Consider the following 22,096-nt stretch of genomic DNA (forward strand, 5'->3'; position numbering starts at 1 on the left):
AAACGATCTGTTACTGGTTTCTAACCAGAAGTGCACCAAAGGGTGTTGCGGGTAGTCGCAACACCCCGTTTGCCGATCCATCTTAACAGCTTACTCGGGAACAATCTGCCCCGGTAGGGAGTTCACGGTCATCGTCTCATTCGGTTGGAAATGAATAACAGATCGGATTGACTGCCCCGCCTTTAGTAAGTCAAACGCCGTGTTGATCTGATTGTGGTTCATGTGATGCGTGATGTAGGGATCGACTCTGAAATCACCGCGCAGCCATTCGTCGACCATTCCAGGCAGTTGACTGCGGCCCAGAACGCCACCGAACGCCGTACCGCGCCAGACGCGACCAGTCACCAATTGGAAAGGACGGGTGGAGATTTCCTGACCCGCACCCGCAACACCGATGACAGTGCATTCGCCCCACCCTTTGTGGCAGGCTTCCAAAGCAGAACGCATCAAGTCAACATTGCCAACCGCTTCGAACGTATAGTCCAAACCACCGTTGGTCATATCGATCAGGACTTCGTGGATCGGAGCCGCGTAATCTTTGGGGTTCACGCATTCGGTCGCGCCAAGCGACTTGGCCAGCGGAAATTTATTCGGATTTACGTCAACGCCGATAATCCGAGACGCGCCTTTCAAAACAGCCCCTTGGATGACGGCCATCCCAACAGCGCCGAGACCGAAAACAGCGACCGTTGAACCCGGCTCGACCTTGGCTGTATTCCGGACCGCCCCAATGCCTGTCGGAACGGCACACCCCATGACAGACGCCTTGGACAGCGGCGCGTCCTTCGAAATCTTGGCAACCGAGATTTCGGGAAGCACCGTGTATTCGCTAAAGGTGCTTGTCCCCATATAGTGTTTGATCTCCTTGCCCTTGTAGGAAAAGCGCGATGTTCCATCCGGCATCACACCGGCACCCTGCGTTGCGCGGATGGTCTGGCAAAGGTTGGTCTTTCCCGATTGGATATAAGGGCAGTTGGGATCCTCGGGCACATAGAGGGGGATCACATGGTCACCGGGTTTGACGGATGTGACGCCTTTGCCGATGTCTTCCACAATCCCGCAGCCTTCGTGGCCCAGAACACAAGGGAAAAGACCCTCTGGGTCCTCGCCTGACAATGTAAACACATCTGTATGACACAGGCTCGTGGTGACGATCCGCACCAAGACTTCGCCTTCTTTGGGGCCTTCCAGATCAATCTCTTCGATTTCCAATGGTCGGTTTGGTTCCCATGCGATGGCTGCACGCGTTTTCATGTGGTGTCCTCCCTCAAAGGCTCAGTGAACGTGTCCGTAAGTTTCATCGGACTCAATATCTGTGATCGGATCGAGGACGAGGACGAGACGCGTCTCGCCAGTCCCTTCAATCGGTGGCGATCTATGCAAAAGGCCGGGCGTTGCGGCACTTGGCCAGTCCGTCCCACGCAAAATCATGGGGCTGCCCGTCGGCAGGTCATGGATTTGCTGAGGGTTCTCGCCCTTGGTGCCGTTTCCGTATTGCGTCGCTTTTCCGCGGTAGGTGCAGAGCAAACGCGCCGTCACGGCGTCGATATGGAATTTGCGGCAGGCATTGGTCGTCACCACATCGAGCCGAAGCCGAAGGTAACGGCTGTCCATGATACTGGAAAACATGGCCGCAAGCGCGGCAATGTCATCGATCAACATTGTGCGTTCTGCGCAATCCGCCAACCCAAACGCCTCAGTGAGGTCGGTCATGGCGTCGCGCACCATTTCTGCACGCAACATGATCCGCGCGCGGGGCAAATCCTTGGGATTAAGGCTGTCAATCCATGTTTGAAAACGTCTCAAAGGTTCCCGTTTCCAAATTGCCGCAGAGCAGGCAGGGTCCTTGATAGAGGTGAGACCCTTGGGCGTCGTCGACAGAGCGACACCAACGCTTTGCGCAGCAACCAGGTTTTGGTGAAGTGTCATGCGGCCTCCTGCGCACGTCTCCAAGCGGGGAATGGGTCGGGCAAGTCGGGCAGCGCGTCGGGACCCGGGGCCAGATGCTCGGGCACCAGGCAAGAATCCAGGGACGCCTTCAATGCAGACCAGTCAATCCCTGCACCGATAAAGACCAATTCCTGACGCCGGTCGCCCCAGGGTTCTTGCCAATGCTCCGCCATATAGGAGCGCGCGCTTTCATGGGTCGGCCAGCGGTCTTGGGGCACCGACGCCCACCAGGTGCCCAGCGGTTGGATCGACGACAGTGCACCGGCCAGGGAAAACTCGGCCACCCAACCAGGGCGGGTCGCAATCCAGAAATGCCCCTTGGCACGGATCACACCCGGCAAATCGCTTTTGAGAACATTCAGGATTTTTTCTGGCTCAAAGGGTTGGCGGGCACGATAGACAAAGCTGGCAACGCCATACTCTTCGGTCTCTGGCACGTGGTCCGCAAAGCCGTAGAGTTCTTTGGCCCACATCGGATGCTCATGCGCCTTTTCAAAGTCGAACATCCCCGTATCGAGGATCGCATCGCTGGCAACATTCGAATGGTCCGTCTCAATGATCTTGGCGTCTGCATTGAGGGACCGGATGATCTGGCGGGCTGCATTGACCTTTTCGCGGCCAGCATCCGTCACCTTGTTCAGGATCACCACATCCGCAAATTCAATCTGCTCAACCAGCAGGTTGACTAAGGTGCGCTCGTCCTCTTCGCCCAGCGTTTCATCGCGATCACTTAGGAAATCCTGGCTGGAATAGTCCGCTGTCAGGTTCACGGCATCGACCACCGTTACCATCGTGTCGAGGCGCGACACGTCAGACAGGCTGTCGCCATTTTCGTCGCGGAAATCGAAAGTCGCGGCCACGGGGAGGGGTTCGGAAATGCCGGTGGATTCAATCAGCAGATAGTCAAAGCGGCCCTCTCCGGCGAGGCGTCGCACCTCGTCCAGCAGATCATCACGCAACGTGCAGCAGATGCAGCCATTGGACATCTCCACCAGCGTTTCGTCGGTCCGGCTGAGCTCGTTGTCCGCGCGCACAAGGTCTGCGTCAATGTTCACTTAGGACATATCGTTTACGATCACCGCGACGCGGCGCCCTTCGCGGTTGTTGAGCACACGGTTGAGAAGGGTGGTTTTTCCGGCTCCGAGAAATCCGGAAAGCACTGTGACGGGGAGGCGTTGGTCTAGCATGGAAAACTCCGGCTTGTATCTGATGTTATAATATAACATACGAGTTGGGCGAGATATGCAACTGTCAGAGTTACATAAGTTTGTCTCAAACCATATAGCCCGGATTTGTGGTCCCAGCCGAACCCAAAAACAGGACGATCCAACCGATGATCTGCGATGCAGAAACAGGCTTTCCTGATCACCTCTCGGTCGCAATTGTGGGCGCCGGACCTGCGGGTATCGGGGTTGCGCGTGTTTTGCGCGATTTGGCCATTCCAGATGTATGGGTGTTCGAACGCGGACAAATCGGGCAGAGTTTTCGCGACTGGCCCAAAGAAACACGGCTGCTCACCCCGTCATTTCCAGGCAACGTCTTCGGCGTCACAGACCTGAACGCAATCAGCTTTGACAGCTCTCCGGGCTGGTCGTTGCGCAGCGAGCATCCAAGCGGTGCGGCATATGCGCAATACCTTGACCAAGCGGCTGACATGTTTGGCGTAAATGTCCAATGCGGCATCGATGTGCGCGCAGTTGAACCCGTCGACAATGCCTTCAAACTAGAAACCAGCAGGGGCCCGGTGACAGCGGATTATGTCATCTGGGCCTGCGGGCATTTTGGCGCGCCAACCGATGCAGGTTTGCTGGGGTCCGAGCTTGGACGGCACTACGGCACGGTCGAGAGCTGGGACGATATCGAAGAAGACGAAGTCTTTGTTATAGGGGGCTACGAAAGCGGCATCGACGCAGCCATTGGACTTGCCCAAAAGGGCAAGAATGTCATTGTCCTGGACCGCGGCGCCCCCTGGTTGGACGGGGACAAAGATCCAAGTCGAAGCCTCTCACCCTACACGCAGCAGCGCCTCGACACCTTCCGCAGGTGCCTTTCCATAACACTTCTGCCGGATGTTGAAGTCATCGCCTTAGAACAGGAAGGCAGCGGGGCGCATATTCTGGCGGCGGATGGCCGGTCTTGGCTTTCTGATGGGCCGCCGGTGTTGGCTACAGGGTTTGTTGGCGGGACACAGCGGGTGTCCCAATGGTTTGAATACGGGGAAGATGGGGTGCCCCTTCTCACCGCGCAGGATGAATCAACCGCAATGCCGGGCTTGTTTCTTGTCGGGCCCGAAGTCTCGCATCAGGGACATCTGTTTTGCTTCATCTACAAGTTTCGCCAGCGCTTTGCAGTGGTTGCGCGCGCCATCGCCGCGCGGATGGGCGCGGATACATCCGTCTTGGAGATGTATTACGAAAACAACATGTTCCTCGACGATTTAACCTGCTGCGATGACGACAAATGCCTGTGCTAAGGCGGAACGGAGCGTTGGCGCGATGACCCTACAAGACCCAGCCATTTCAAACAGGAATGACGACACGCCTGCGTCGTTCAGCACGTCCGTGTTTTTGCTTGGTGCGATCTCGCTTGGCGGGTTTGTTGGCGTGATGTCACCGGCCTCCAGCGCGACACTTTCGCGGGGCATCGACATTACGCTCCTCTTGATGATCTTTTTGCTGTTCTTCGAGCTGCGTCTCAGCTCACTGTTCAGTGCCGTTACGAACATACGGTTCCTGGCAATGGCATGGAGCGCGAATTTCCTGATCATTCCAATCGTCGGATTGTGCATCGCGAGCCTCTTCTTCTCAGACCACCCCGTGCTCTTTGCCGGGCTGATGATTTACTTCCTCGCGCCGTGTACGGACTGGTTTCTTGGGTTTGCACGCTTGGCCAAAGGCGACACCGAACTGGGCGCGACGCTCATTCCCGTCAACATCATCACCCAGCTTCTGCTGTTCCCGTTTTGGCTGTGGCTGTTTGCGAACGGAGCCGGGCTGGCTGATCTTTCCCCGATGTCGACAAGTCTGCTGCAATGGTTTTTGGTGCCAATGATTGCAGCCCAAGGGGCGCGATGCGCCGCAGAGCGTCTTCTGCCAATGCAGCAGCGTGTGGCCGTTATGTCTTGGGTAAGCCGGGGCCTGAACTTCGTGCTAGCAGCCCTGATATTTCAGATCTTTGCAATGCATATCGGTGACATCGCGGGGCAATTGGATGTGGCGGCGATGGTCGCTGCGGCGGTGCTCTTCTTTTTCATTGCAACATTTGCCGTCGGCGAGGTTTTATCGCGCCTGGGCGAATTGAAGTACCCGCAACGCGCTTTGCTTTCTATGACCATGGCCGCCCGAAACGGGCCTTTAATGCTCGCCCTGACCGCCATCGCAGTCCCGGATCAGCCGTTGATATTGGCCGTCATTGTTGCAGCCATGCTGGTCGAGATACCGCTGCTGACCGCGCTCTACCAGTTACTGCTAAAGATCAGACCTGAAAGGTGAAACAACATGTCCCTCGTACCAACCTCATACGAAGACTGGAAACACTGCATCACTATAAAGTGCGGAATTCCACTCACATCAGACTATGTCGCCGAACGCCTCACCGCCCTGCATGATCACACCGATTATCAAACCGAAAAGTTTATCAATCGTTGGGGCGCAGCGCATCACGCGCGCACCTTGGCGTGGTTTGAGCAGGCTGCAAAAGAGCTGTCTCAGGATTAGGATCTACTTCGCACGCAATGTCGCGACAGATTTGGGCCAAGGATCTGCGAAGTCTTCGCCCGCCTGCCAGGCCGCGATCTCATCATCAGTACAAAAGCACGTCTGCAAAGCCTCGACAAACTTATCAAGCTCCAATTCGTCCCCGATCACTGTCAATTGGCATCGTCGGTCGCCAAAATCGGGATGCGCCTCGGTGAGCTTGGCGCGCATTGCGTCTCTCTCCCAGTCCGACAAGTTCAAGCTGCCGTCTTCGAGTGCGCTGATCCGCCAGTAATTCACGATCTCCAGCCCGACGCTACCACCGGTCTGGTTCCATAGTAGCATCAGGTTGTCGCGCGTTGGCAGCCAAAAGAAGCCTTTGCTGCGGTAGATGCCGATCCCAAGAGCTTGCGTATACACGTTGTAGAGCCGCTGCGGATGAAAGGGTCGCGGGTCGCGCAGAACCCGGTTACCGATCTTATAGGTTTCTGGCTGAGCGATGGGCGCGGCACTGTGTTCGGCCTCCCATTCGGTCAGCTCCTTCCCAAACGCTTTTACTCTTTCAAAATCGTAGAGCGGCATCGCCAGAACCTTTTCCAGGCTCACGTTGCCCCATTGCATAGCCAGTACATCGGCGCGGGGATTGAGCGGATGCACAGCTTCAGCCACCTGTTGCAGCACGTCACGCGATACCTTGTCGGCTTTGCTCAGCAGCAGGCGATTGGCAAACATGACCTGTTCGGCGAGCAGGTTCGCGACACCGCGCTTAGCCAGCCGCCAGGTTTTGGCTGGCCACCGGGTGGATCGCCCGCCCGAAATCATGGTCCTGTCGTAAAACCACGGTGTCCACGACAGACAAAAATCCGTGCAAGCGCAGCTGAGGCAGTGCGCGGATGGCTTCCAACAGCGGCCAAGGGTGGGTACTGCCAGAGGTTTCAATGATAAGGTGCGTGACCTTTCCATCCGCGAGAACTTTTTCGACCGCCTCGCGAAACTGGCGGAGCCCCTCTTCACTGCTGATACTTTTCCCGGAATCGAAGCGAAATGCGGACTTCTGCGCGAGATAACTTCACTGGTGTCGAGCACAGAACCGTCCACATCCAACGTGCTCATCTCATTGACGATGACACCGAGAGTAACGTTGTTCAGGTCTCGCGCTTGAACCAGAAGGCTCTGCATCAATGTCGTTTTGCCCGCGCCAAGAAAGCCGTTTAGAATCGTGGTGTCTATGGGCATCCGTTTTTCCTGCAAATAGCTGTCTAGTGTTACATAGTAACATTCTGAGGAGGCCGAAATCGGAAAACACAATGGACTGGGATAATTGTCTGGAGGCTCTGACGACCAACCAATCCTCTATTGAATGGAGAAGTTTGAAACCGCTCCGATCCAATTGCAGTCATTGCGCTGTCGATGCGGCCAAAATCGAGCCTCGCGAACGGCCGCAATGATGACATGTTCCGCGCTGCAACAGAACATACGCTGCAGGCGCAAAAGGATGCTGCGTCAGCAATGCTCAAAAACCCAAGGTTGGGTCTGTCCGCGTTGCAGTCATCTAGGTCTAGAACTAGCTTGCCGCAACGCCGCAAGTCCGCTCTGAGCCCGAACTGCAAGTTTAATTTATACGCTACACGCGCTCACATCACGGAAAATGCTGCAGTTGCACTGATCTTGATGCCCTATCGAGAAGCAAGAAGCGGTCATTGTTCACTGAGCAGCGGGCTTAAGTTGAAAACAGGTTAATGGTTCAAGAATTAGCGTTCTTTAGAGACGCAATCATTCGCTGCATAATGCCTATCATTTGTCGCTGTTCGTCTGGGGATAATCCCGACATGGCCTTCATGTTTGCGGCCCGAGCCGCTGCGAAAGCCTCACTCTGAATTGCCTGCGATTTTGCTGTGAGGTGTATTGTCTTTGCTCTGCCATCAGCCGCGTGATCCCGACGCTCGACAAGCCCATCACGTTCCATACGGTTGAGCGTATTGGCCATTGTCGCTTGCTCCACATCGAGCTTCTCAACCAACGCTTTTTGCGTCTGCCCATCCTGTTCATAAAGTTCCAACAATGCTGGAAATTGACCAGGTACAATCCCGAGAGGCTTTATCTGTAGCGCGAGTTCTTGAGCGAACAAGCGCGCAAGATGATTTGTGAGATACCCTAGGGATTGCATTCTTCGAAACGACATACTCTGCGCCTAACAGTTGACACTCGATTGGTATAGATTTACATAGCTAGCTATGCAATTTAGTTCTAGGAGGCAGACACCATGAAAAAAATCTTTCTCATCACGACAATGCTCTCTGTGATGGCCACAATAGCGGTCAGTCAAGAAACAGAAACCACGCCTGGTCGTGACCTTGCGGAAACAGTCTTTGGGTCCATCGAGGAACACCCTAACGGCATCATAGACTCGGGAGAGTTTGTGAACTTCGAAGACACGATTTTTGTATCAATGGACAGCGATGAAAATCTGTCGCTTGACTTTGAAGAATTTACTGTTTTTGATTTTGGTTTCATCCAGTTCGCAGACGAAGCGAATCAGAAGCGCGCCTATGAGACCGCCCAAAGAATACATTTTGCGTTTTGGGATCGAGACGGCGATGGCACGATCGGTCGCAGGGAATACCACCAGTCAATGATCGCTGATTTTCGCCGCGCCGACCTTGATGGTGACGCATTACTGACCCGAGACGAGTTTCTCTCCGGCTATGTCGTGAACATTGCATACCGCGCCGCGATCACCGGTCAATAAGACAAAGGACCAAAAGGGGGTATTGGGAGTGTTGAAACAACAAGGCGTGTATTTGATATCGGGGCTGATAGCCCTCTTCGTCCTTCTTCATCTTGGCTTTGCGCCAGATGGTCATGGGCTACGCACAACGGGAACCACGTTGTTGGGCGGGATTGCGTTTCTCTTGATGACGTCTTCGGTGGTGCTATCTACCAGGCTTGAGGTCTTCGAGGATTTGTTCGGCGGTTTGGATCGCATGTATCAGGTGCACCGTGTCGCAGGTGTCTTTGCTGCACTGTTTGCCCTCGTACATTTCTTTGGGGTGCCGAAGGACCTGCCGGAAGGTGCCGACATTGTGGCGAACCTGACCTTCCCTTCGGCAAACCTCGGGATGCTAGCTTTGATCGTGCTGGTGATTGGTTTGTTTGTCGCGCTCAACCGAAAAATCCGGTATTCACGCTGGCGACCGACCCACAAGTCTATGGCATTGGTTTACGTCCTTGTCATAGGTCACTTCATGTCGGCACCGGGCATCTTCTTTCAGCAAGTTAGCCCGTCTGGCTTCCTGCTGATCGTGGCCGCGGTCATCGGCGTAATTTCCTTGATTTATTCGATTTTTGGAATGAACCGGCGCACCGCACTTCCCTTTAAGATTACAGCGGTAAATGCACTGGAAAGAGCGACCGAAGTGGTGATGGAACCCGTAGGAAAAATGCTCGATTTCAAACCGGGACAGTTTGCCTTCGTGGAAGTGCAAGGCTCGAATTGGAACGAACCACATCCGTTCACGATCTCAAGTTCGCCCGACGAAAATCAATTACGGTTCACGATGAAGGTTCTAGGTGACTGGACCCGAAAAGTTCGAGAAGACTTAAGGCCTGGCGGAGACGTACTTGTGCGTGGACCATATGGTCGTTTCGATGCGACGATTGCGGGACCAAAACAGGTGTGGGTAGCTGGAGGTATTGGTCTGACCCCGTTTTTGTCGAAGATGCGTGCGATGCCCAAAGACGACTCTCGTGACATTCACTTGATCTATGCCGCCCGTGAAGAACCAGACGCATTGTTTCTTGATGAGCTGAAAGACCGCGCCAAAGAGTTGGGCAATGTCAAAGTGATACCGCTCTTTTCTGAACGTGGGGAGTTTGCGCGTGTCGATAAGATGAAGGAAAACCTGCCTGATGACTTCGCGCAATATGAGTTCTTCTTGTGTGGTCCAAAACCTATGATCGACGGAATATCCAACGATCTCAAAAAGGCAGGTGTGTCGAGAAATCGCATTCACACCGAAGCCTTTGAATTTAGATAGGAGATTACCGATGTGGGGGTCAACTTTTAACATTCTTGCGATTTGCGGATCGGCTGGATTTGCTGGCGTTATGTTATGCATCGGGGTGACACTCGGAACCTACTGGCGAAGCCTGCCACCGGCAGAGTTTCTAGAGTGGTTTGCGGCAAACGGTAAGTTTAATTCCAATACGATTCCGCTGATTGTTGCGCCTACCTTGATCGGGTTGATTGGATCGCTTGTGATTGGTTGGCAATTACCTGACAGGTTGTTGTGGGGTCTTAGCCTAGGCTGCATAATCATCGTCATGGCCCTCACTTTTGCCTACTTCGTGCCGTCAAATTCAGCTTTTGCTAGTGGGCAAGTGCCTGTAGAGGCTGTTGCAGAAAAGCTCAACCAGTGGATCAACCTGCACTATCTCCGTATTGTATTCGCCTTTATCGCGGCAGCAATTGGATGTATGGCAATCCGAACATGACAACACCGCAAAGAAAGAAACGACATGAAAGACGCACCTTTTAACGTATCAATGATGTTCTTCGCCATCTATCTCGGTGTGGCGATCGCGGGGGCCATCATAGCGGTGATCCTAAAGTCGCTCGGACTTAGCGGTTTCTGGGGGATTTTCTTGGCGGCGTTCCTGACCGTTCCTCTTGGCGGTACGATCCGCAGCACTGTTGGGAGATTTTTTGCTGATGAGTCCGGCCACAAAGGAGCGCAACCATTTGCGTTCAACCTGCCAATTCGTCTTGGAATTGGGGCCGTCGTCGCCGCACTGATCGCATGGTTGTTTAGCATGAGTGATTTCTATTCGTTTGGCGCATTGGTGGGTGGGGTAGCGGCTCTCTTGACCGGCTTAATTATTTCCCTGATTTTCTTTTTGAACGTCAGTATGCGAAAGTGAGGCCATACAACTGCTCCGGAGCAACCAAGAACCCTTATTTGATCGTGAAGCGGTCATTTGTGAATCCGCAAAGCAGGGAATAGGATGGAGCTGGTGTATCGGACACGAATGACCACTATTGCGATATCGACTTAATTTGAAAAGACAAAGAGCCGTTAATTCGAGCAAATGCTGCGTTAGCAATAGCCGCGACTGAACGAGTCCGGTTTGTCCCGAGCGCCGACCTTAGTCTACTCGACCCAAACGTCCGGAAACCGATCAGTCGGATAAAGCCACCTACGCAGCGACCCCATCAGGTTTCGCCTGAAAACTATGCAAATAGTCCACCGCGCGCTGCGCATGCGCTGCTGCTTGAAAGATGAACCGCTTGTCGTTCTTGAGACCACGGAGCCAGTTGTCGATATAGGCCGCATGCTCTTATCGCGGTTCTAGCGACAGCCCAAGATCAGCGGCTAGAAACGCTGCACCCAATTCGGCCACAAGCTCTTCCTGCGCGTAGCCTTCGTCGCCCCAACGTTTGCGGCCAAAACTACGGTTCAACCGGGTTGCGTGGCGCGTCCAGTGGGTCATTTCGTGTCCAAGTGTTGAGAAGTACGCCTCTTGCGTCTCGAAGCACTCAAATGGCGGCATCTGCACGTAATCCGGCTCCACAGCATAGTAAGCCCGATTGCCCCCATGACGGATATCGGCGTCCGTTGCTGCAAAAAATACCTCTGCCTGCTCATCGCGCTCCGGTGCATCAAGAACCGGTTCTGGTGCGGCGTAATATGACTCTGGCAAATCCTCGATCTGCGAGACGTTGAACACCGTGTAGCCTTTCATAAAGGGGATTTTGATGTCGCGGTCTTGGCCGGTATCATCGGTCTCGGTTTTGCGGAAAGTGTCGGCATAAACGACTAGCTCACCCTTTGCGCCTTTGCGGACCTGGCCACCGAGTTCAAGCGCTTGGCGATAGGTCATCCAGGTCGCATTGGTGTGACCACTGGCAACGGATGCAGCCCAGAGTAGGATGATGTTGAGACCACGGTAAGCGATACCATTGTGGCGAAGGGGCCGGGTGATACGGCCAGCAAGGTTGTCGATGCTCCAGGGCTTTTGCCATGTCGGCGTGCCTGCCTCGAGGTCGGCGATGATCTTTGCGGTAACGCGGGTGTAGATGTCGGGTCGGTTTGCCATGATGTCCTCCTGTTTCTCGTCCCCGTGCGGGACGCGGAAGGAAATGACGGAGGCCAATAGCCTCCCGCGCATGGCCAACACGGGAGCGGTAGCGAATGGAGCGGGCAGGCCATTGCGCGATTGGCGGCGTCCGTCAAACCCGCGATCCCTAGCTCGCACGGGGATGAAACGGAGGAGATTTGGCATCGACCAGACGGCAAACCACTTCCACAAATGGATCATGTCAGAGGTTAGGACGCTCGAACTGGACAAGCCTGATTAGGTCATCGCCAAATACCAGCGCACACCGGCTTTCCTCAACGTGGAGGACGGCGAACCGCTCAAGACAGCCGAATGGCTACGATCCTTGTCGATTGAAACCGCGGCATGGATCTAAAGCGCGCGCAACTTCTCGATGGCCATTGCCAAGGGCATGGCGCGCAGGCCCCCTGCCCCGGCACTTCGCGATCGCCTGCATAGACCAAGAGCAGCTCGGTGACATCAAGTTCATCCGAGGCGATGTGGAACCCGCGTGTCACCTTCGGGCTGGTCGTGCGTTTGACCTCAATGGCCCAAAGGCTCTGATCGGGCAGTTTGAGGATCAGATCGATTTCAGCCCCCGCAGATGATCGGTAGAAACTGGCCTCCGTGCCCCTTGGGGCGGCAGCGATCAGGTTTTCAATGCAGAAGCCTTCCCATGATCCGCCGACAACGGGATGACCCAATAGAGCCTCCGTAGTTGCCAACCCAAGCAATGCATGGGTGAGACCCGCATCACGAATATAGACCTTGGGAGATTTCACCAGCCGCTTGCCTGCATTTGCATGCCAGGGCGGCAGACGCCGAACGAGCATCAGATCCACGAGGAGATCGAGATACCGGGCTACACTTTGCCCAGAGACACCGAGGCCCGCTGCGATCTTGGCAGCATTCAGCAATCCACCCTGCTCATGCGCTAACATGGTCCAAAACCGGCGCAGGGTTTCAGCCGGGATGCGCAGACCAAACGATGGGATGTCCCGCTCAAGATACGTGCGGATGAAATCCTCTCGCCATGTCAGGCTTTCGCGATCCGAACCCGCCAGAAAACTGTCCGGAAATCCGCCCCTTAGCCAAAGCTGCGCCAAAGCCCCCTGCCCTACCTCATCAAGGGTAATTGGCGTCAGTTCGTGATAACTCACCCGACCAGCCAGAGATTCAGCGCTTTGCTGCAAAAGCGTGTTAGACGCTGATCCCAGCAGCAGAAACTGCCCCGTGCGATGCCCCGCCCGCCGCCTTCGATCAATTTGACCACGTAACGTGCCAAATAGCCCCGGCATGAGCTGCACCTCGTCGATCACAACGAGCTTGCCTGCTTGTTCATCCAGATAGAGATCTGGCTCCTCAAGGATTTGCCGATCGGCAAGTCGTTCCATATCGAGATAGACCGCATCACGGGCATCGGACATATCCTGCGCCAAGGTTGTCTTGCCGACCTGACGTGGGCCGAGCAGGACGACACCCGCTTGGGTTTCCAACGCCTGCTCAATGCGGCTGAGATGGTTTCGAACAATCATACCTTGCATTTATGCCATCGTATGGAAGAATTGCAAGGCTTAGGGGATTTTTGACTGCGTTTCACGCCGCCACCGCGCTCAACCGGCCAAAGAAGCTCCGCTCGAGATGCAACTCCCCTGCCCCGGCCTTTTCAACCATACCACGCAGATATCCACCTGGTGAAGCAACTTCACCCGTGCTGTGTTTCTCAAAGACCAGCACCAAAGCTGCCGTTGCCACCTGTTTGCCCAACATTTCCTGCGCGGTATTCCATGCATGCTCTGAAATACCAATCATAGGCCTGAGTTGTCCTGCAACCCGATGCAGATCGCCCCAATCCTTCATGAATCCGCCCATACTGCGAGCCCAGGAGGCAAATTCAGGACAAGCCTGCATGATTGTTGGCAGATCGACAGCAGTTCGCTTTTTGCGTACCTCAACAACCCAATTTTCCAACGCGCTATCAACACGCTCTTCCGGTTGCGCATTGGGGATAACGCCCGCCGCTTCCTTTTTTTCTGAGGAATTACTAATTACAGGATCGAGTTGTTTTGTAATTAGTATATGAGGTTCAGAAATGACCTCCCTGGGGTTCATTTGTTGAGTCTTATGAGACACTTGTTCGATCGTTTCAGAGGTGTTTTCCACAACTTCAACTGGCTGAGCTGCTTTGAGGTAGGCTGTTTCCACACGCTCCTGAAGCTCTTTGAACCATGTCAGCAGGCCTATAAGACGCTCAGAGCCTTCGTTTCGACGTTGCAAACGGCCCAGAAGATCCTCGAGCAGACCTGTGAACTGCGCCCACGGGCCTCTGAGTGCGCCACTAACGGCCGCTTCGATCCGTGCGCGGATCATGCGCCGAGCGACTGTGATCTGGCGCTTCAGACGCTGGCACAACTCTCGCTCGGCTTGTAGATGGCCGTGTAGCTGCTCAAACTCGTCCACACGCGCCGACAATGGGGACAGATCAAAGCCATAGGCCTCGACAATGATGCCCTCAGCGTCTCTCTTGCCCCACCGCTTGCCGTTGGGGCTGTCCTTGAAGGCAATGGCTCCTGCCTCAGCTAAGCGTCGCGCATGGCGTTTAAGAGCAGAGAGTGAGAATCCGGTCTGTTCCATGAGATAGGCGTTAGACGCCCAAACGATGGGTCGCCTGCCCTCTTCCCAGTCCTGGGCCTGTGTGAAGGCCCCCAGCGTGTCCAGGAGCATCATATCGCCTGCCTTAAGACCGATATGCGCACCAACGCGCTTAACGGCCACAAATGCCCTTGTTTTGGGTACAGCTACCCGTTCACCGGCTTGAGCAAGTTGCTCTGCAACCCCAAGACCCGGTGTCGGCTTGCGCCAACCTGTATTTTTCATGCCTGTATTTCACCTCCGTGGTTTATGGAGGCAAAAGGATCCCGTTCGCCTAATCGACGTTCTTTCGTTGACAGTGATTCGCGGGAGCGGTATCCAGTAGGTGTCTAATCAATCGGATAAGCTCTCGGGCCGCTTTGGCTTGGGGGCTTTTCTTTTGCCTCAGGTCATGGTGTCGATGTCTCCTCAGATTGAGCGAGATAATCCGCATAAAGCTGATCGAGGTTCTCAGAGAGAAACTCCCCAAACCCAGCGGAATCCTTAGATGTCAGCGAGATGTTGTAGGCGCGACCTGTGCGACCAACGACGCCCTTGATACGGCCTTCTCCAGCCGTCCAGGTGCGTTTTGCTGGCGCTGCTTTGGCGCTCCGCCGTTTGGGCACCCTGCCCGCCTCGGCCACCTTGCTGTGCAAAATCTCAAACTTCGTGTCGCTATCAAGTTGATCAAAGCCATCCGTCGCCAAGATGCGGTCCGCCACCTTGAGATTGGCTTTTTCGGCCATCAGCTTCTTGAAGTCTTCCCAGCGATCACGACCGATCTGTTTGGCTGGCCCAATCGCTTCGATCAGGTGCTCGGGAACGATGCTTGCGACTGAGAGCATGCGCGACAATAGCGTTCCATCGACTGTCAGGGCTTGTTGAATAATATCTTTTTCCTGATCAAGGTCGCGAAGGTTCTTCGCGAACAGAGCTTTTTCAATGAAGGACAAGTCTGCGCGGGCTGTATTCTCTTGGCCCTGTGCGAGAATATGCGCGACATCGTCCATGTCTTTGACAACGGCTCGAACTGGACGGCTCAGCGCGCGCGCAACACGAACGCGACGATGCCCGAAGACAATCATGTACCTGCCGGAGGCTTCTGGATGATGACGCAAGAGAACCGGCGTGTCTTGACCGGTGGCTGCGATCGAACTTTTCAGATCATCAAAGGCGTCGTCATCGCCGCTCAGACGATCATTGACGAACGATGCATCGATGAGATCGGTATCAATCTCGACGATAGTCTCGCCTTCAAGCAAGCGCTTCGAGTTTTCGGCAAGACTGTCGATAGAGACCTTCATTGATTTTGATGCGCCGCGCATTGCGTAGCTGGAGCGTTCAGATCCAGACGTACTGTGAGTGGTGTCAACCATCACGGATTTCAACAGATCTTTTCTAGCCATGTTGCTCTCCCAATTGCTCGCAAAGTAAGCCGCATGCACGGCTGTCAAAACCTATCTGCACGGCTGTCAAAATCATGTCAGATCGCGCCCCCACGCTTGATGTACGAGATCCACGATTTCGTCGTTCACGGCGTTTAGAGAAGTGATCGCACGATCATAGGTCGAGCGCACAAACTGCGCGCGTTCAACTTCGTAGAGCGTCTGCTTGGTGATCCCCGCATCAGAGATTGCTGTAGACTTCACCATCTGTGCCCCAAGCATCTGGTCAGGGAACATTGCCTGCAGAAAACCAACCATCTGCTTTTGAGGACCGTCGGTTGGCTCAAACCGCGTGACGAGATAGCGGAACCATTTCAGCTTCATCTCAGCACCTGCCTCGCGGATCGTCTGAAGGATGCCGCCAAGCATAAGGAGAAACTGACTCATAGACATGACATCCAGCATTTGGGGATGCACGGTCACTAGCACAGAAGTAGACGCTGTAAGCGCTGTTAGAGTCAAATATCCAAGCTGAGGAGGGCAGTCGATGACAACAACATCATAGCGATCATCTACTTCTTCGAGTGCTTTGGAAATACGCGTGAAGAAAGCGCGGCCCTCAGAAGGGTCGCGACTCGTAAGAGCAACAGGTGTGTCATACTCGTACTCTTGAAGATCGAGACTCGCTGGTACGATATCGAGGTTCGGGAAGTTGGTAGGCTGAATAACTGTACTGATAGGACGGCGTTCATCATCGTATCGCAGTGTCTCATAAAGCGACGGAACAGAGTCTAATTCGGGCTGAATGCCATGAAGAGCGGTAAGCGATGCCTGCGGATCAAGATCGATCGCCAACACACGGTGACCTTTGAGGGCGAGATGCTGGGCGAGGTGCGATGCAGTCGTTGTCTTACCTGAGCCACCTTTGAAATTGACTACGGAAATTACATGAAGCTCATCGCCTTCCGTTCGACCGGGCAGGTAGCGACGCTTGCCAGGACGCCCATTGGCATCAAGATAAGCGCGAAGTTCCAGCATTTGCTCCGCGGAATAAGACCGACGGCCCGAGGATGAGGTCTCTGGTTCAGGGCCTTTACCTTCAAGATGCAGTTTCTTGATGGTCGATTGCGTAACACCGAGGAAATAAGCGACCTCTGCCAAAGAAAACTGGCGCAAACCCTTTTGAGCATTCGGTGGATACTGCTCCTGACGCAATATATTGAGTCTGTCAGAGATCAGTTCCCCCTGCTGGAGGATAATCTCATCAAAGGGAATGCCCCCTGTGTCGCCGTGGAATGGTCCTGATCCCATGCTGCCGCCTCGCCTAATATCGCTTTTTGCGCGATTTATCTCGTTAAACTGTGACTTAACGCGGAAATCGCTTATCCACAACGATTTTTTCAATTAGGCGCAATGCACGCTCGTGGCTTTGGCTGTCTTGTTCTTGTCACTACAAAGCGCCGAAGTCACAAGATCAACCACAATATATAGCGTTGTCCGCTCGCTTTCTCGACTAGAAAATTGCAATGCCCAGCCATGCAAATCACCTTATCCAATTGTTATTAAACAACTTATAGGAATTGCACGGCTGTCAAAATGATCTATTCACTTACTGGGAACGAAGAAGGTGTTAGATGGATTGGCCCAATCGATGACCATAAGCAGATCGTAGGATGCCTATCTGCCACGTAGGTATCGGCGACAGGAGGTTCTTTTTCCCAAATTAGCTTCTAGAGCATCTAATCACCTAGAATCACGGTGCCTGATTCTAGGTAATCAGAGTTGCGCTGGCCGGTTTCCCGGCCAGCAACGAGACTTACGCAGCCTCTTTCGGGCCCCAGGGAATGATCGCTTGCAGCGCATCATCGTCTTGGCTGGCAGCTTTGCCGAGATTGGCATTGAACGCATAGTCACGGACCGTCATCGAAAAGTAGTCAGCACCGGTCTCGCGGTTTTGCTTCTTCCAGATGCCGCCACACTCGACGAGACGGCCACGCGGAGAGCGGCCAAGGACGCGATGCGTCGGTGCCATCGGGTTGTCGCTAACAATGGGCTCAACGGTGATGTCGAGATCAAAGGTCAGGGTTGAGATTGAACCTGTGCCTTTCGCGGTCTCGATGTCGGCGCTTTCGAATTTGATGCAGTTGGTGGTCATTGCTTTGCTCCTTTGGTTGGTGTTGCAATGATGGTCTTATTGCAGAGGCGTAAGACCGAAACACACCGGAGGCGCAGCGGAGCGGAGAAGGGCAGGGGGGCAGAATTTTGCACCGCGAGGAATGCCCATGGGGCAGGGGACAATTCTGGCAACCGCCCTTTGTGTTTGGGTCGGCCTCTGCGACCAGCATGTCTTGCAACACCAACGAAAGCGCACATCACACCACCCTGTAAACTCGAAAGTCCAAGACAAGGACACAAGAAAGCCCTCAAAATCTCCTCGCCGCGCCGCTCATCCGCATATGAGACCCACACAGACATCCACCCCAACACGGGCAACGTTCTTGGCAATCTGCTCCCCATCGGCAACGTCGTGAATGCAAAAGGGGTCCTGCAGAATGCCGCGATCTACAGTGGCAAACCTTTTAGAAGACCTGATGAGTGCCTAGCAATGTATCCGTCCAGGGCTAGTATACGGGATACAAAAGACCCATAGGTGCCTGAAAAGGCAGAGAGAGCAATCAAGCTGACCAAACACAGAGGCCAGCCTGATCGCTTTCAGCGTATTAGTTGACCCGGATCATAGGTTGTTGAAGACCAACGGTCGGTCGGTTTTCAGGATAGTAGAACCCTGTGCCATCGACATGCTTGCCTCCCATGAAGAGCATGTTTGGGGTGTCCTCTCGGACGTAGAGGAAGTCATGATCCGCAACAAATGCGCTGCCCTCGACAAATCGCAATAGGGCGCAAGGTTGACCTAAGATATCTCGGGGTTCACCGACAACAAACGCGCCTTGACCACATGCACCGTCAGGGAGCTGGTTCAGTTGGTCTGCAATTGGCGAAGCCAGCACCGTCAGCTCAAGTTGCTTGTTCAGCAGATAGTCCTGTGACCATGCGCCTTCGACCGCAGGGTTGGCATCATGCCAAACGACGTCGCCCGCAAAATCGTAGGACACAGCTGGGATCGCACAGCCGTTATCTGCATAGACGGTAATGTTGGCCTCAAACCCACCAGCGTCATCAAAGATAAAATCGCGGGTAAGATAGGACGGGGTAGGGGCCATTTCCGGGTTCTCGGCATTCTGCTGGGGTCGCATTTCGCAGCTGATCGACGTCCAGGTGCCGACAATCCGGCTCTGCAGGCCCTCAAGCGAGGTATCTTGTGCCGCGGCACTGCTCGCCAGAACGGCGAAGGTTGCGAGTGGTGTGATTAGGTTTTTCATGTATCTCTCCATCTGTTGACGATGGAAAGACAAACTGCGCATATTAACTCATATGACAACTAGTCAAAATAAAATGAGGTAGTCATGAAAAAGGAACTATTGGCTCCTGATCCCGATGCTCAGATCTGCCCTGTCACGAACTGTTTGTCCGTCATAGGCGGCAAATGGAAACCAGTAATCATCTTCTGCATCGCCAATGGTGTTGATCGTTTCGGTGTTATGCAACGGGCTATTCTCGGCATCACAAAGCAAATGCTGACCAAGCAGCTTCGCGAGTTGGAGGCAGATGGCATTATCTCACGCAAAGTCTTCGCTGAGGTGCCGCCACGAGTCGATTATGCACTGACCCAGAAAGGACGCTCCGTCTTGCCAATCATTGAGCACATGGAAGCCTGGGGCCAAGAGCACATGGCATAGACGCTGTTTGCATCGCCAATGCGATGCTCCCGCGCGGACAGCGCCGGTCCGGTGGTGGGGCAGGGGGCTTGTCCTCTTGTCTCACCACCGGACATCTTGAGTTTTGCCGATCAGTAAATCCAGCCACAAAAAAGGCCCCGCCGGAGCGGGACCAGTTGGTCCTTCCCACGAAGGAGCCGTTAGGTGCAGTCGGGCACCCATTTGTCGATCTTGGCCTTTTGGTCTGGAGACAGCCCCATCAGCTTTTGCGTGGTTGCATCGCTAACGAGTTTCTCCATTTTCTCTGCCTTTTCGCTCTTCTTGAGTTTGGCAAAACCCGTCACGCGTTCATCTTGCGCTTCGCACTCCAGGAATTCACACATCAATTCAATAAGATAGGGCGCTGACACGCGCGAAAAGAAGTTCTCTGCCGTGGGGGTCCATTGCTTGCGAATGTCGGCTCCTGCCTCTGTCTCGATCAATGCAAAAAAGTCTGGACCACCTGCCTGATAGGGCAGGGTGCGGGCGATGGTTTCAGTGATCGTGGCATTGCGGGATTTCTTGGTGCCATCGCGGTAGGTTGCAAAGGCGTCGCAGAGGTTTTCAACACGGGTGCCTTGCTGCCAGTATTGGCTGGCATCGACCCCATGCTCCAAACGCGGTTCCGCCTCAAAACCGTCTTCAACGCTTGGGACATTGTTAGGACGATCCATACGGATGCCAAAGATGCTCTCGAAACTGCCAGACGCCTCGGACAAACCAAATCCCAAAAGATCGAGAACAAGTTCGGGCTTTGCCAGAATGGCAGCTTGAATCGCAGCCAGACGGATCGCCTGCATGTCCGCCGTCAGCTTCTGCGAGTAGAGCGATTTTGGCGTGTCTGACTTGGTGGAGGTCGGGGCTTTGAGGACGCCCGCTTCGATGGCGGCTTTCTTGTCCTCAGGGCGCACCAGTCCTGCCGTCACTTCGACTTTGCCGGATGCGTTCACAAGGAGGATGCACCCCGCATGGGCCTTTTGGTCCTCGGAATACTCACCGTCCAGAATGGCTTGGAGGTCGGCAAGGCGGGCCTGGCCTTCTTCATCCAAGACGCCGCCGTTGGCGAGATCTGCCAGTTCGTCGTATTCCTCGGCCTCTGCTTCGGTCAGTTCACCTTCGATGGGGTAAACCCGTTCCAGTTTCATCTGGTCTAGATCGTAGTAGTTAAGCCAAGCCTCGGTGCGGGCCTCGGCCCATGCCCAGCCTTGCGTCTCAACCAGATCGATGCGGGCCGATTCCAGCGCATCCGCAAAGAGACGATCCAGAAGGGCAGGGGAGGCAAGGAAGACATCGTCTGAGAAGAGATCGCGTGTGACTGTGCCGCCTTCGGCCTCATATGCCTCAACGCCAACAAATTTTGCGCGGCGGTCGCTGGCTTTGATCGCATCGGGATGAAGCGCGTTCTTGATCGCCGCTTCTGACACAGCTTGCCCTTTGACTTGGTCCAAGAGGTTCAGAGTCATTGCCTCGTCATCGGACAGCGTGAATGCCTTGGCGGTGCCAAGACTGATCTCGCCAGCCGCAAGCGCGTTCATCACAGGGTCTGGCAGTCCAGCCAGCGCCAGCCGTTGATAAACGCGGGCCTCCGTCACGGCAAAGGCGAGTGCAATTTCTGGCACAGTGGCATTGCGGGCTTTCATCCGTCCAAAGGCGCGGATTTCGTCGGCTGGGGTCATGTCTTCGCGGGCCGCGTTTTCAGCACTGGCCCAGTCTTCGGCCTCGGCTGCGTTTGAGGCCAGTTTTACAGGGACGGTTAAGAAGGGATGGTTTTCGGAGCGCTCTGCGATCCGTTGAATGGCTCGTAGGCGGCACCCGCCCGCGACGATCCCAACATTACCGTCTGCGTCCATGAGACCAGCGAGGTTATGAATGAGGCCAAAGCGCTCGATGCTGTCAGCAAGGCTTTCGATATGCGCCTCTGACACCCACTTGCGCGGGTTCAGATCGGAGATGGACAGGGCTTCCAGCGGGATTTGCAGGATCACGGCGCTGGCGGCGTCTTGGGTGATGGTCTGTTGTTTGGTCATGAGATCGGTCCTTTGATGTGTTGTCAGGGCTGCTCAGAGCGCCTGAGAGGGCGAAGAGCGGCTATTTGTGGGTTGGGACGTGTGATAAGGGCGCAAAGGCGCGCTGACGCGCCTTTGCGGCGCGGGCTTACCACCAACAGGAATAGATCACGGTCGATCCGGCCTGCATCTCGGCCCGCGCCCATGCACAGAATTCGAGATCGTAGTCGCGGTACTCGGTGGTCTGTTCGTCTTGGAACTGATGGCCGTAGAAAAACCCGCCGTCGCAATGGGGCAGGGCGCTGTCTTTGACGGCCTGTTCTAAGCTGTCGATGTCGGGCGCTTGCAGCACCAGTTCTCCACAATTGAGGTCGGTGGCATCCAACCCCGTGCGTTCGGTGTAGAGGGCTTCCATGAATGTCTGCAGTTGTGAGTGCTTGCGCCATGTAAACTTGGCGCTTTCGCCTTCTTCGCCGCTTTCGGCGGTTTTGATGTATGCGTATTGGTCGAGACCCATA

At 54.6% G+C, this 22,096-nt stretch carries 20 protein-coding genes and 2 pseudogenes; 8 read left to right on the forward strand and 14 right to left on the reverse strand.

The window, feature by feature from the left end:
* Positions 1 to 90 precede the first annotated feature (90 nt).
* From QTO30_RS21475 to QTO30_RS21485, 3 genes and pseudogenes are all read right to left on the reverse strand, one after another.
* The gene (locus QTO30_RS21475) at positions 91 to 1,254 is read right to left on the reverse strand and encodes an S-(hydroxymethyl)glutathione dehydrogenase/class III alcohol dehydrogenase (protein ID WP_340426227.1); all 1,164 of its coding nucleotides are present in this window, start codon (positions 1,252 to 1,254) and stop codon (positions 91 to 93) included.
* A gap of 21 nt (positions 1,255 to 1,275) precedes the next feature.
* A complete protein-coding gene (locus QTO30_RS21480; RefSeq protein WP_340426228.1) occupies positions 1,276 to 1,929 on the reverse strand; it encodes a DUF1826 domain-containing protein in 654 nt (217 codons plus the stop codon).
* A pseudogene (locus QTO30_RS21485) lies at positions 1,926 to 3,137 on the reverse strand (GTP-binding protein). The gene QTO30_RS21480 and the pseudogene QTO30_RS21485 overlap by 4 nt, the downstream one beginning before the upstream one ends.
* Before the next feature lie 146 nt (positions 3,138 to 3,283).
* On the opposite strand from QTO30_RS21485, the gene QTO30_RS21490 reads away from it, so the two are divergent.
* From QTO30_RS21490 to QTO30_RS21500, 3 genes are read left to right on the forward strand one after another with little or no spacing between them, the layout of a single operon-like run.
* Positions 3,284 to 4,423, forward strand: a complete 1,140-nt coding sequence (locus QTO30_RS21490) for an NAD(P)/FAD-dependent oxidoreductase (protein ID WP_340426229.1) — start codon at positions 3,284 to 3,286, stop codon at positions 4,421 to 4,423.
* A 22-nt stretch (positions 4,424 to 4,445) separates the two neighbouring features.
* Positions 4,446 to 5,441 (forward strand): arsenic resistance protein, encoded by a 996-nt coding sequence (locus tag QTO30_RS21495; RefSeq protein ID WP_340426230.1) that lies wholly within the window; start codon positions 4,446 to 4,448, stop codon positions 5,439 to 5,441.
* A 6-nt stretch (positions 5,442 to 5,447) separates the two neighbouring features.
* Positions 5,448 to 5,666 carry a hypothetical protein gene (locus QTO30_RS21500; protein ID WP_340426231.1) on the forward strand — a complete coding sequence of 73 codons (219 nt, stop codon included), beginning with the start codon at positions 5,448 to 5,450 and terminating at the stop codon, positions 5,664 to 5,666.
* A 3-nt stretch (positions 5,667 to 5,669) separates the two neighbouring features.
* Here the strand turns inward: QTO30_RS21500 and QTO30_RS21505 are convergent, their stop codons facing one another.
* Together QTO30_RS21505 and QTO30_RS21510 are read right to left on the reverse strand one after the other, a co-directional pair.
* The gene (locus QTO30_RS21505) at positions 5,670 to 6,896 is read right to left on the reverse strand and encodes a GTP-binding protein (RefSeq protein ID WP_340426233.1); all 1,227 of its coding nucleotides are present in this window, start codon (positions 6,894 to 6,896) and stop codon (positions 5,670 to 5,672) included.
* A 493-nt stretch (positions 6,897 to 7,389) separates the two neighbouring features.
* Positions 7,390 to 7,827, reverse strand: a complete 438-nt coding sequence (locus QTO30_RS21510; protein ID WP_340426234.1) for a MarR family winged helix-turn-helix transcriptional regulator — start codon at positions 7,825 to 7,827, stop codon at positions 7,390 to 7,392.
* A gap of 81 nt (positions 7,828 to 7,908) precedes the next feature.
* Between QTO30_RS21510 and QTO30_RS21515 the strand changes: the two genes are divergently transcribed.
* The 4 genes from QTO30_RS21515 to QTO30_RS21530 are packed head-to-tail and all read left to right on the forward strand — an operon-like array spanning position 7,909 to position 10,565.
* Positions 7,909 to 8,394 (forward strand): signal transduction protein, encoded by a 486-nt coding sequence (locus QTO30_RS21515; RefSeq protein WP_340426235.1) that lies wholly within the window; start codon positions 7,909 to 7,911, stop codon positions 8,392 to 8,394.
* Positions 8,363 to 9,682, forward strand: coding sequence for a ferredoxin reductase family protein (locus QTO30_RS21520; RefSeq protein WP_340426236.1), 1,320 nt, complete (start codon positions 8,363 to 8,365; stop codon positions 9,680 to 9,682). The genes QTO30_RS21515 and QTO30_RS21520 overlap by 32 nt, the downstream gene beginning before the upstream one ends.
* Positions 9,683 to 9,692: 10 nt before the next feature.
* Positions 9,693 to 10,139, forward strand: a complete 447-nt coding sequence (locus QTO30_RS21525; RefSeq protein WP_340426237.1) for a DUF1772 domain-containing protein — start codon at positions 9,693 to 9,695, stop codon at positions 10,137 to 10,139.
* A gap of 24 nt (positions 10,140 to 10,163) precedes the next feature.
* Complete coding sequence (locus QTO30_RS21530) at positions 10,164 to 10,565, forward strand: hypothetical protein (protein ID WP_340426238.1); 402 nt, start codon at positions 10,164 to 10,166, stop codon at positions 10,563 to 10,565.
* 276 nt (positions 10,566 to 10,841) lie between these two features.
* Here the strand turns inward: QTO30_RS21530 and QTO30_RS21535 are convergent.
* From QTO30_RS21535 to QTO30_RS21565, 7 genes and pseudogenes are all read right to left on the reverse strand, one after another.
* A pseudogene (locus tag QTO30_RS21535) lies at positions 10,842 to 11,963 on the reverse strand (ArdC family protein).
* Positions 11,964 to 12,061: 98 nt separating this feature from the next.
* Complete coding sequence (locus tag QTO30_RS21540) at positions 12,062 to 13,285, reverse strand: ATP-binding protein (RefSeq protein WP_340426239.1); 1,224 nt, start codon at positions 13,283 to 13,285, stop codon at positions 12,062 to 12,064.
* A gap of 52 nt (positions 13,286 to 13,337) precedes the next feature.
* Complete coding sequence (gene repC / locus QTO30_RS21545; RefSeq protein WP_340426240.1) at positions 13,338 to 14,618, reverse strand: plasmid replication protein RepC; 1,281 nt, start codon at positions 14,616 to 14,618, stop codon at positions 13,338 to 13,340.
* 164 nt (positions 14,619 to 14,782) lie between these two features.
* A complete protein-coding gene (repB, locus tag QTO30_RS21550) occupies positions 14,783 to 15,778 on the reverse strand; it encodes a plasmid partitioning protein RepB (RefSeq protein ID WP_340426241.1) in 996 nt (331 codons plus the stop codon).
* Positions 15,779 to 15,850: 72 nt separating this feature from the next.
* Entirely contained in the window at positions 15,851 to 17,068 is a 1,218-nt protein-coding gene (repA, locus tag QTO30_RS21555; RefSeq protein WP_340426242.1) for a plasmid partitioning protein RepA, read from the reverse strand.
* Positions 17,069 to 17,573: 505 nt separating this feature from the next.
* Positions 17,574 to 17,912, reverse strand: a complete 339-nt coding sequence (locus tag QTO30_RS21560; protein ID WP_340426243.1) for a DUF736 domain-containing protein — start codon at positions 17,910 to 17,912, stop codon at positions 17,574 to 17,576.
* 565 nt (positions 17,913 to 18,477) lie between these two features.
* A complete protein-coding gene (locus tag QTO30_RS21565) occupies positions 18,478 to 19,137 on the reverse strand; it encodes a hypothetical protein (RefSeq protein ID WP_340426244.1) in 660 nt (219 codons plus the stop codon).
* Between the two features lie 84 nt (positions 19,138 to 19,221).
* On the opposite strand from QTO30_RS21565, the gene QTO30_RS21570 reads away from it, so the two are divergent.
* Positions 19,222 to 19,554 (forward strand): winged helix-turn-helix transcriptional regulator, encoded by a 333-nt coding sequence (locus QTO30_RS21570; RefSeq protein WP_340426245.1) that lies wholly within the window; start codon positions 19,222 to 19,224, stop codon positions 19,552 to 19,554.
* Positions 19,555 to 19,733: 179 nt separating this feature from the next.
* Here QTO30_RS21570 and QTO30_RS21575 read toward each other — a convergent pair whose 3' ends face one another.
* A complete protein-coding gene (locus QTO30_RS21575) occupies positions 19,734 to 21,599 on the reverse strand; it encodes a ParB/RepB/Spo0J family partition protein (protein WP_340426246.1) in 1,866 nt (621 codons plus the stop codon).
* Positions 21,600 to 21,726: 127 nt separating this feature from the next.
* Complete coding sequence (locus QTO30_RS21580; RefSeq protein WP_340426248.1) at positions 21,727 to 22,095, reverse strand: phosphoglycerate kinase; 369 nt, start codon at positions 22,093 to 22,095, stop codon at positions 21,727 to 21,729.
* Position 22,096: the final 1 nt, after the last annotated feature.

This window comes from Yoonia sp. GPGPB17, assembly GCF_037892195.1.
Lineage (GTDB): Bacteria > Pseudomonadota > Alphaproteobacteria > Rhodobacterales > Rhodobacteraceae > Yoonia.

Excerpts from the sequence above, each read along its gene's own strand:
- QTO30_RS21575 (WP_340426246.1), bottom strand. The coding sequence starts at position 21,599 with ATGACCAAACAACAGACCATCACCCAAGACGCCGCCAGCGCCGTGATC.
- repB (WP_340426241.1), bottom strand. The coding sequence starts at position 15,778 with ATGGCTAGAAAAGATCTGTTGAAATCCGTGATGGTTGACACCACTCAC.
- QTO30_RS21565 (WP_340426244.1), bottom strand. The coding sequence starts at position 19,137 with ATGAAAAACCTAATCACACCACTCGCAACCTTCGCCGTTCTGGCGAGC.
- QTO30_RS21570 (WP_340426245.1), top strand. The coding sequence starts at position 19,222 with ATGAAAAAGGAACTATTGGCTCCTGATCCCGATGCTCAGATCTGCCCT.
- QTO30_RS21560 (WP_340426243.1), bottom strand. The coding sequence starts at position 17,912 with ATGACCACCAACTGCATCAAATTCGAAAGCGCCGACATCGAGACCGCG.
- QTO30_RS21480 (WP_340426228.1), bottom strand. The coding sequence starts at position 1,929 with ATGACACTTCACCAAAACCTGGTTGCTGCGCAAAGCGTTGGTGTCGCT.
- QTO30_RS21500 (WP_340426231.1), top strand. The coding sequence starts at position 5,448 with ATGTCCCTCGTACCAACCTCATACGAAGACTGGAAACACTGCATCACT.
- QTO30_RS21530 (WP_340426238.1), top strand. The coding sequence starts at position 10,164 with ATGAAAGACGCACCTTTTAACGTATCAATGATGTTCTTCGCCATCTAT.
- QTO30_RS21510 (WP_340426234.1), bottom strand. The coding sequence starts at position 7,827 with ATGTCGTTTCGAAGAATGCAATCCCTAGGGTATCTCACAAATCATCTT.
- QTO30_RS21525 (WP_340426237.1), top strand. The coding sequence starts at position 9,693 with ATGTGGGGGTCAACTTTTAACATTCTTGCGATTTGCGGATCGGCTGGA.
- QTO30_RS21580 (WP_340426248.1), bottom strand. The coding sequence starts at position 22,095 with ATGGGTCTCGACCAATACGCATACATCAAAACCGCCGAAAGCGGCGAA.
- QTO30_RS21495 (WP_340426230.1), top strand. The coding sequence starts at position 4,446 with ATGACCCTACAAGACCCAGCCATTTCAAACAGGAATGACGACACGCCT.
- repA (WP_340426242.1), bottom strand. The coding sequence starts at position 17,068 with ATGGGATCAGGACCATTCCACGGCGACACAGGGGGCATTCCCTTTGAT.
- repC (WP_340426240.1), bottom strand. The coding sequence starts at position 14,618 with ATGAAAAATACAGGTTGGCGCAAGCCGACACCGGGTCTTGGGGTTGCA.
- QTO30_RS21490 (WP_340426229.1), top strand. The coding sequence starts at position 3,284 with ATGATCTGCGATGCAGAAACAGGCTTTCCTGATCACCTCTCGGTCGCA.
- QTO30_RS21540 (WP_340426239.1), bottom strand. The coding sequence starts at position 13,285 with ATGCAAGGTATGATTGTTCGAAACCATCTCAGCCGCATTGAGCAGGCG.
- QTO30_RS21475 (WP_340426227.1), bottom strand. The coding sequence starts at position 1,254 with ATGAAAACGCGTGCAGCCATCGCATGGGAACCAAACCGACCATTGGAA.
- QTO30_RS21515 (WP_340426235.1), top strand. The coding sequence starts at position 7,909 with ATGAAAAAAATCTTTCTCATCACGACAATGCTCTCTGTGATGGCCACA.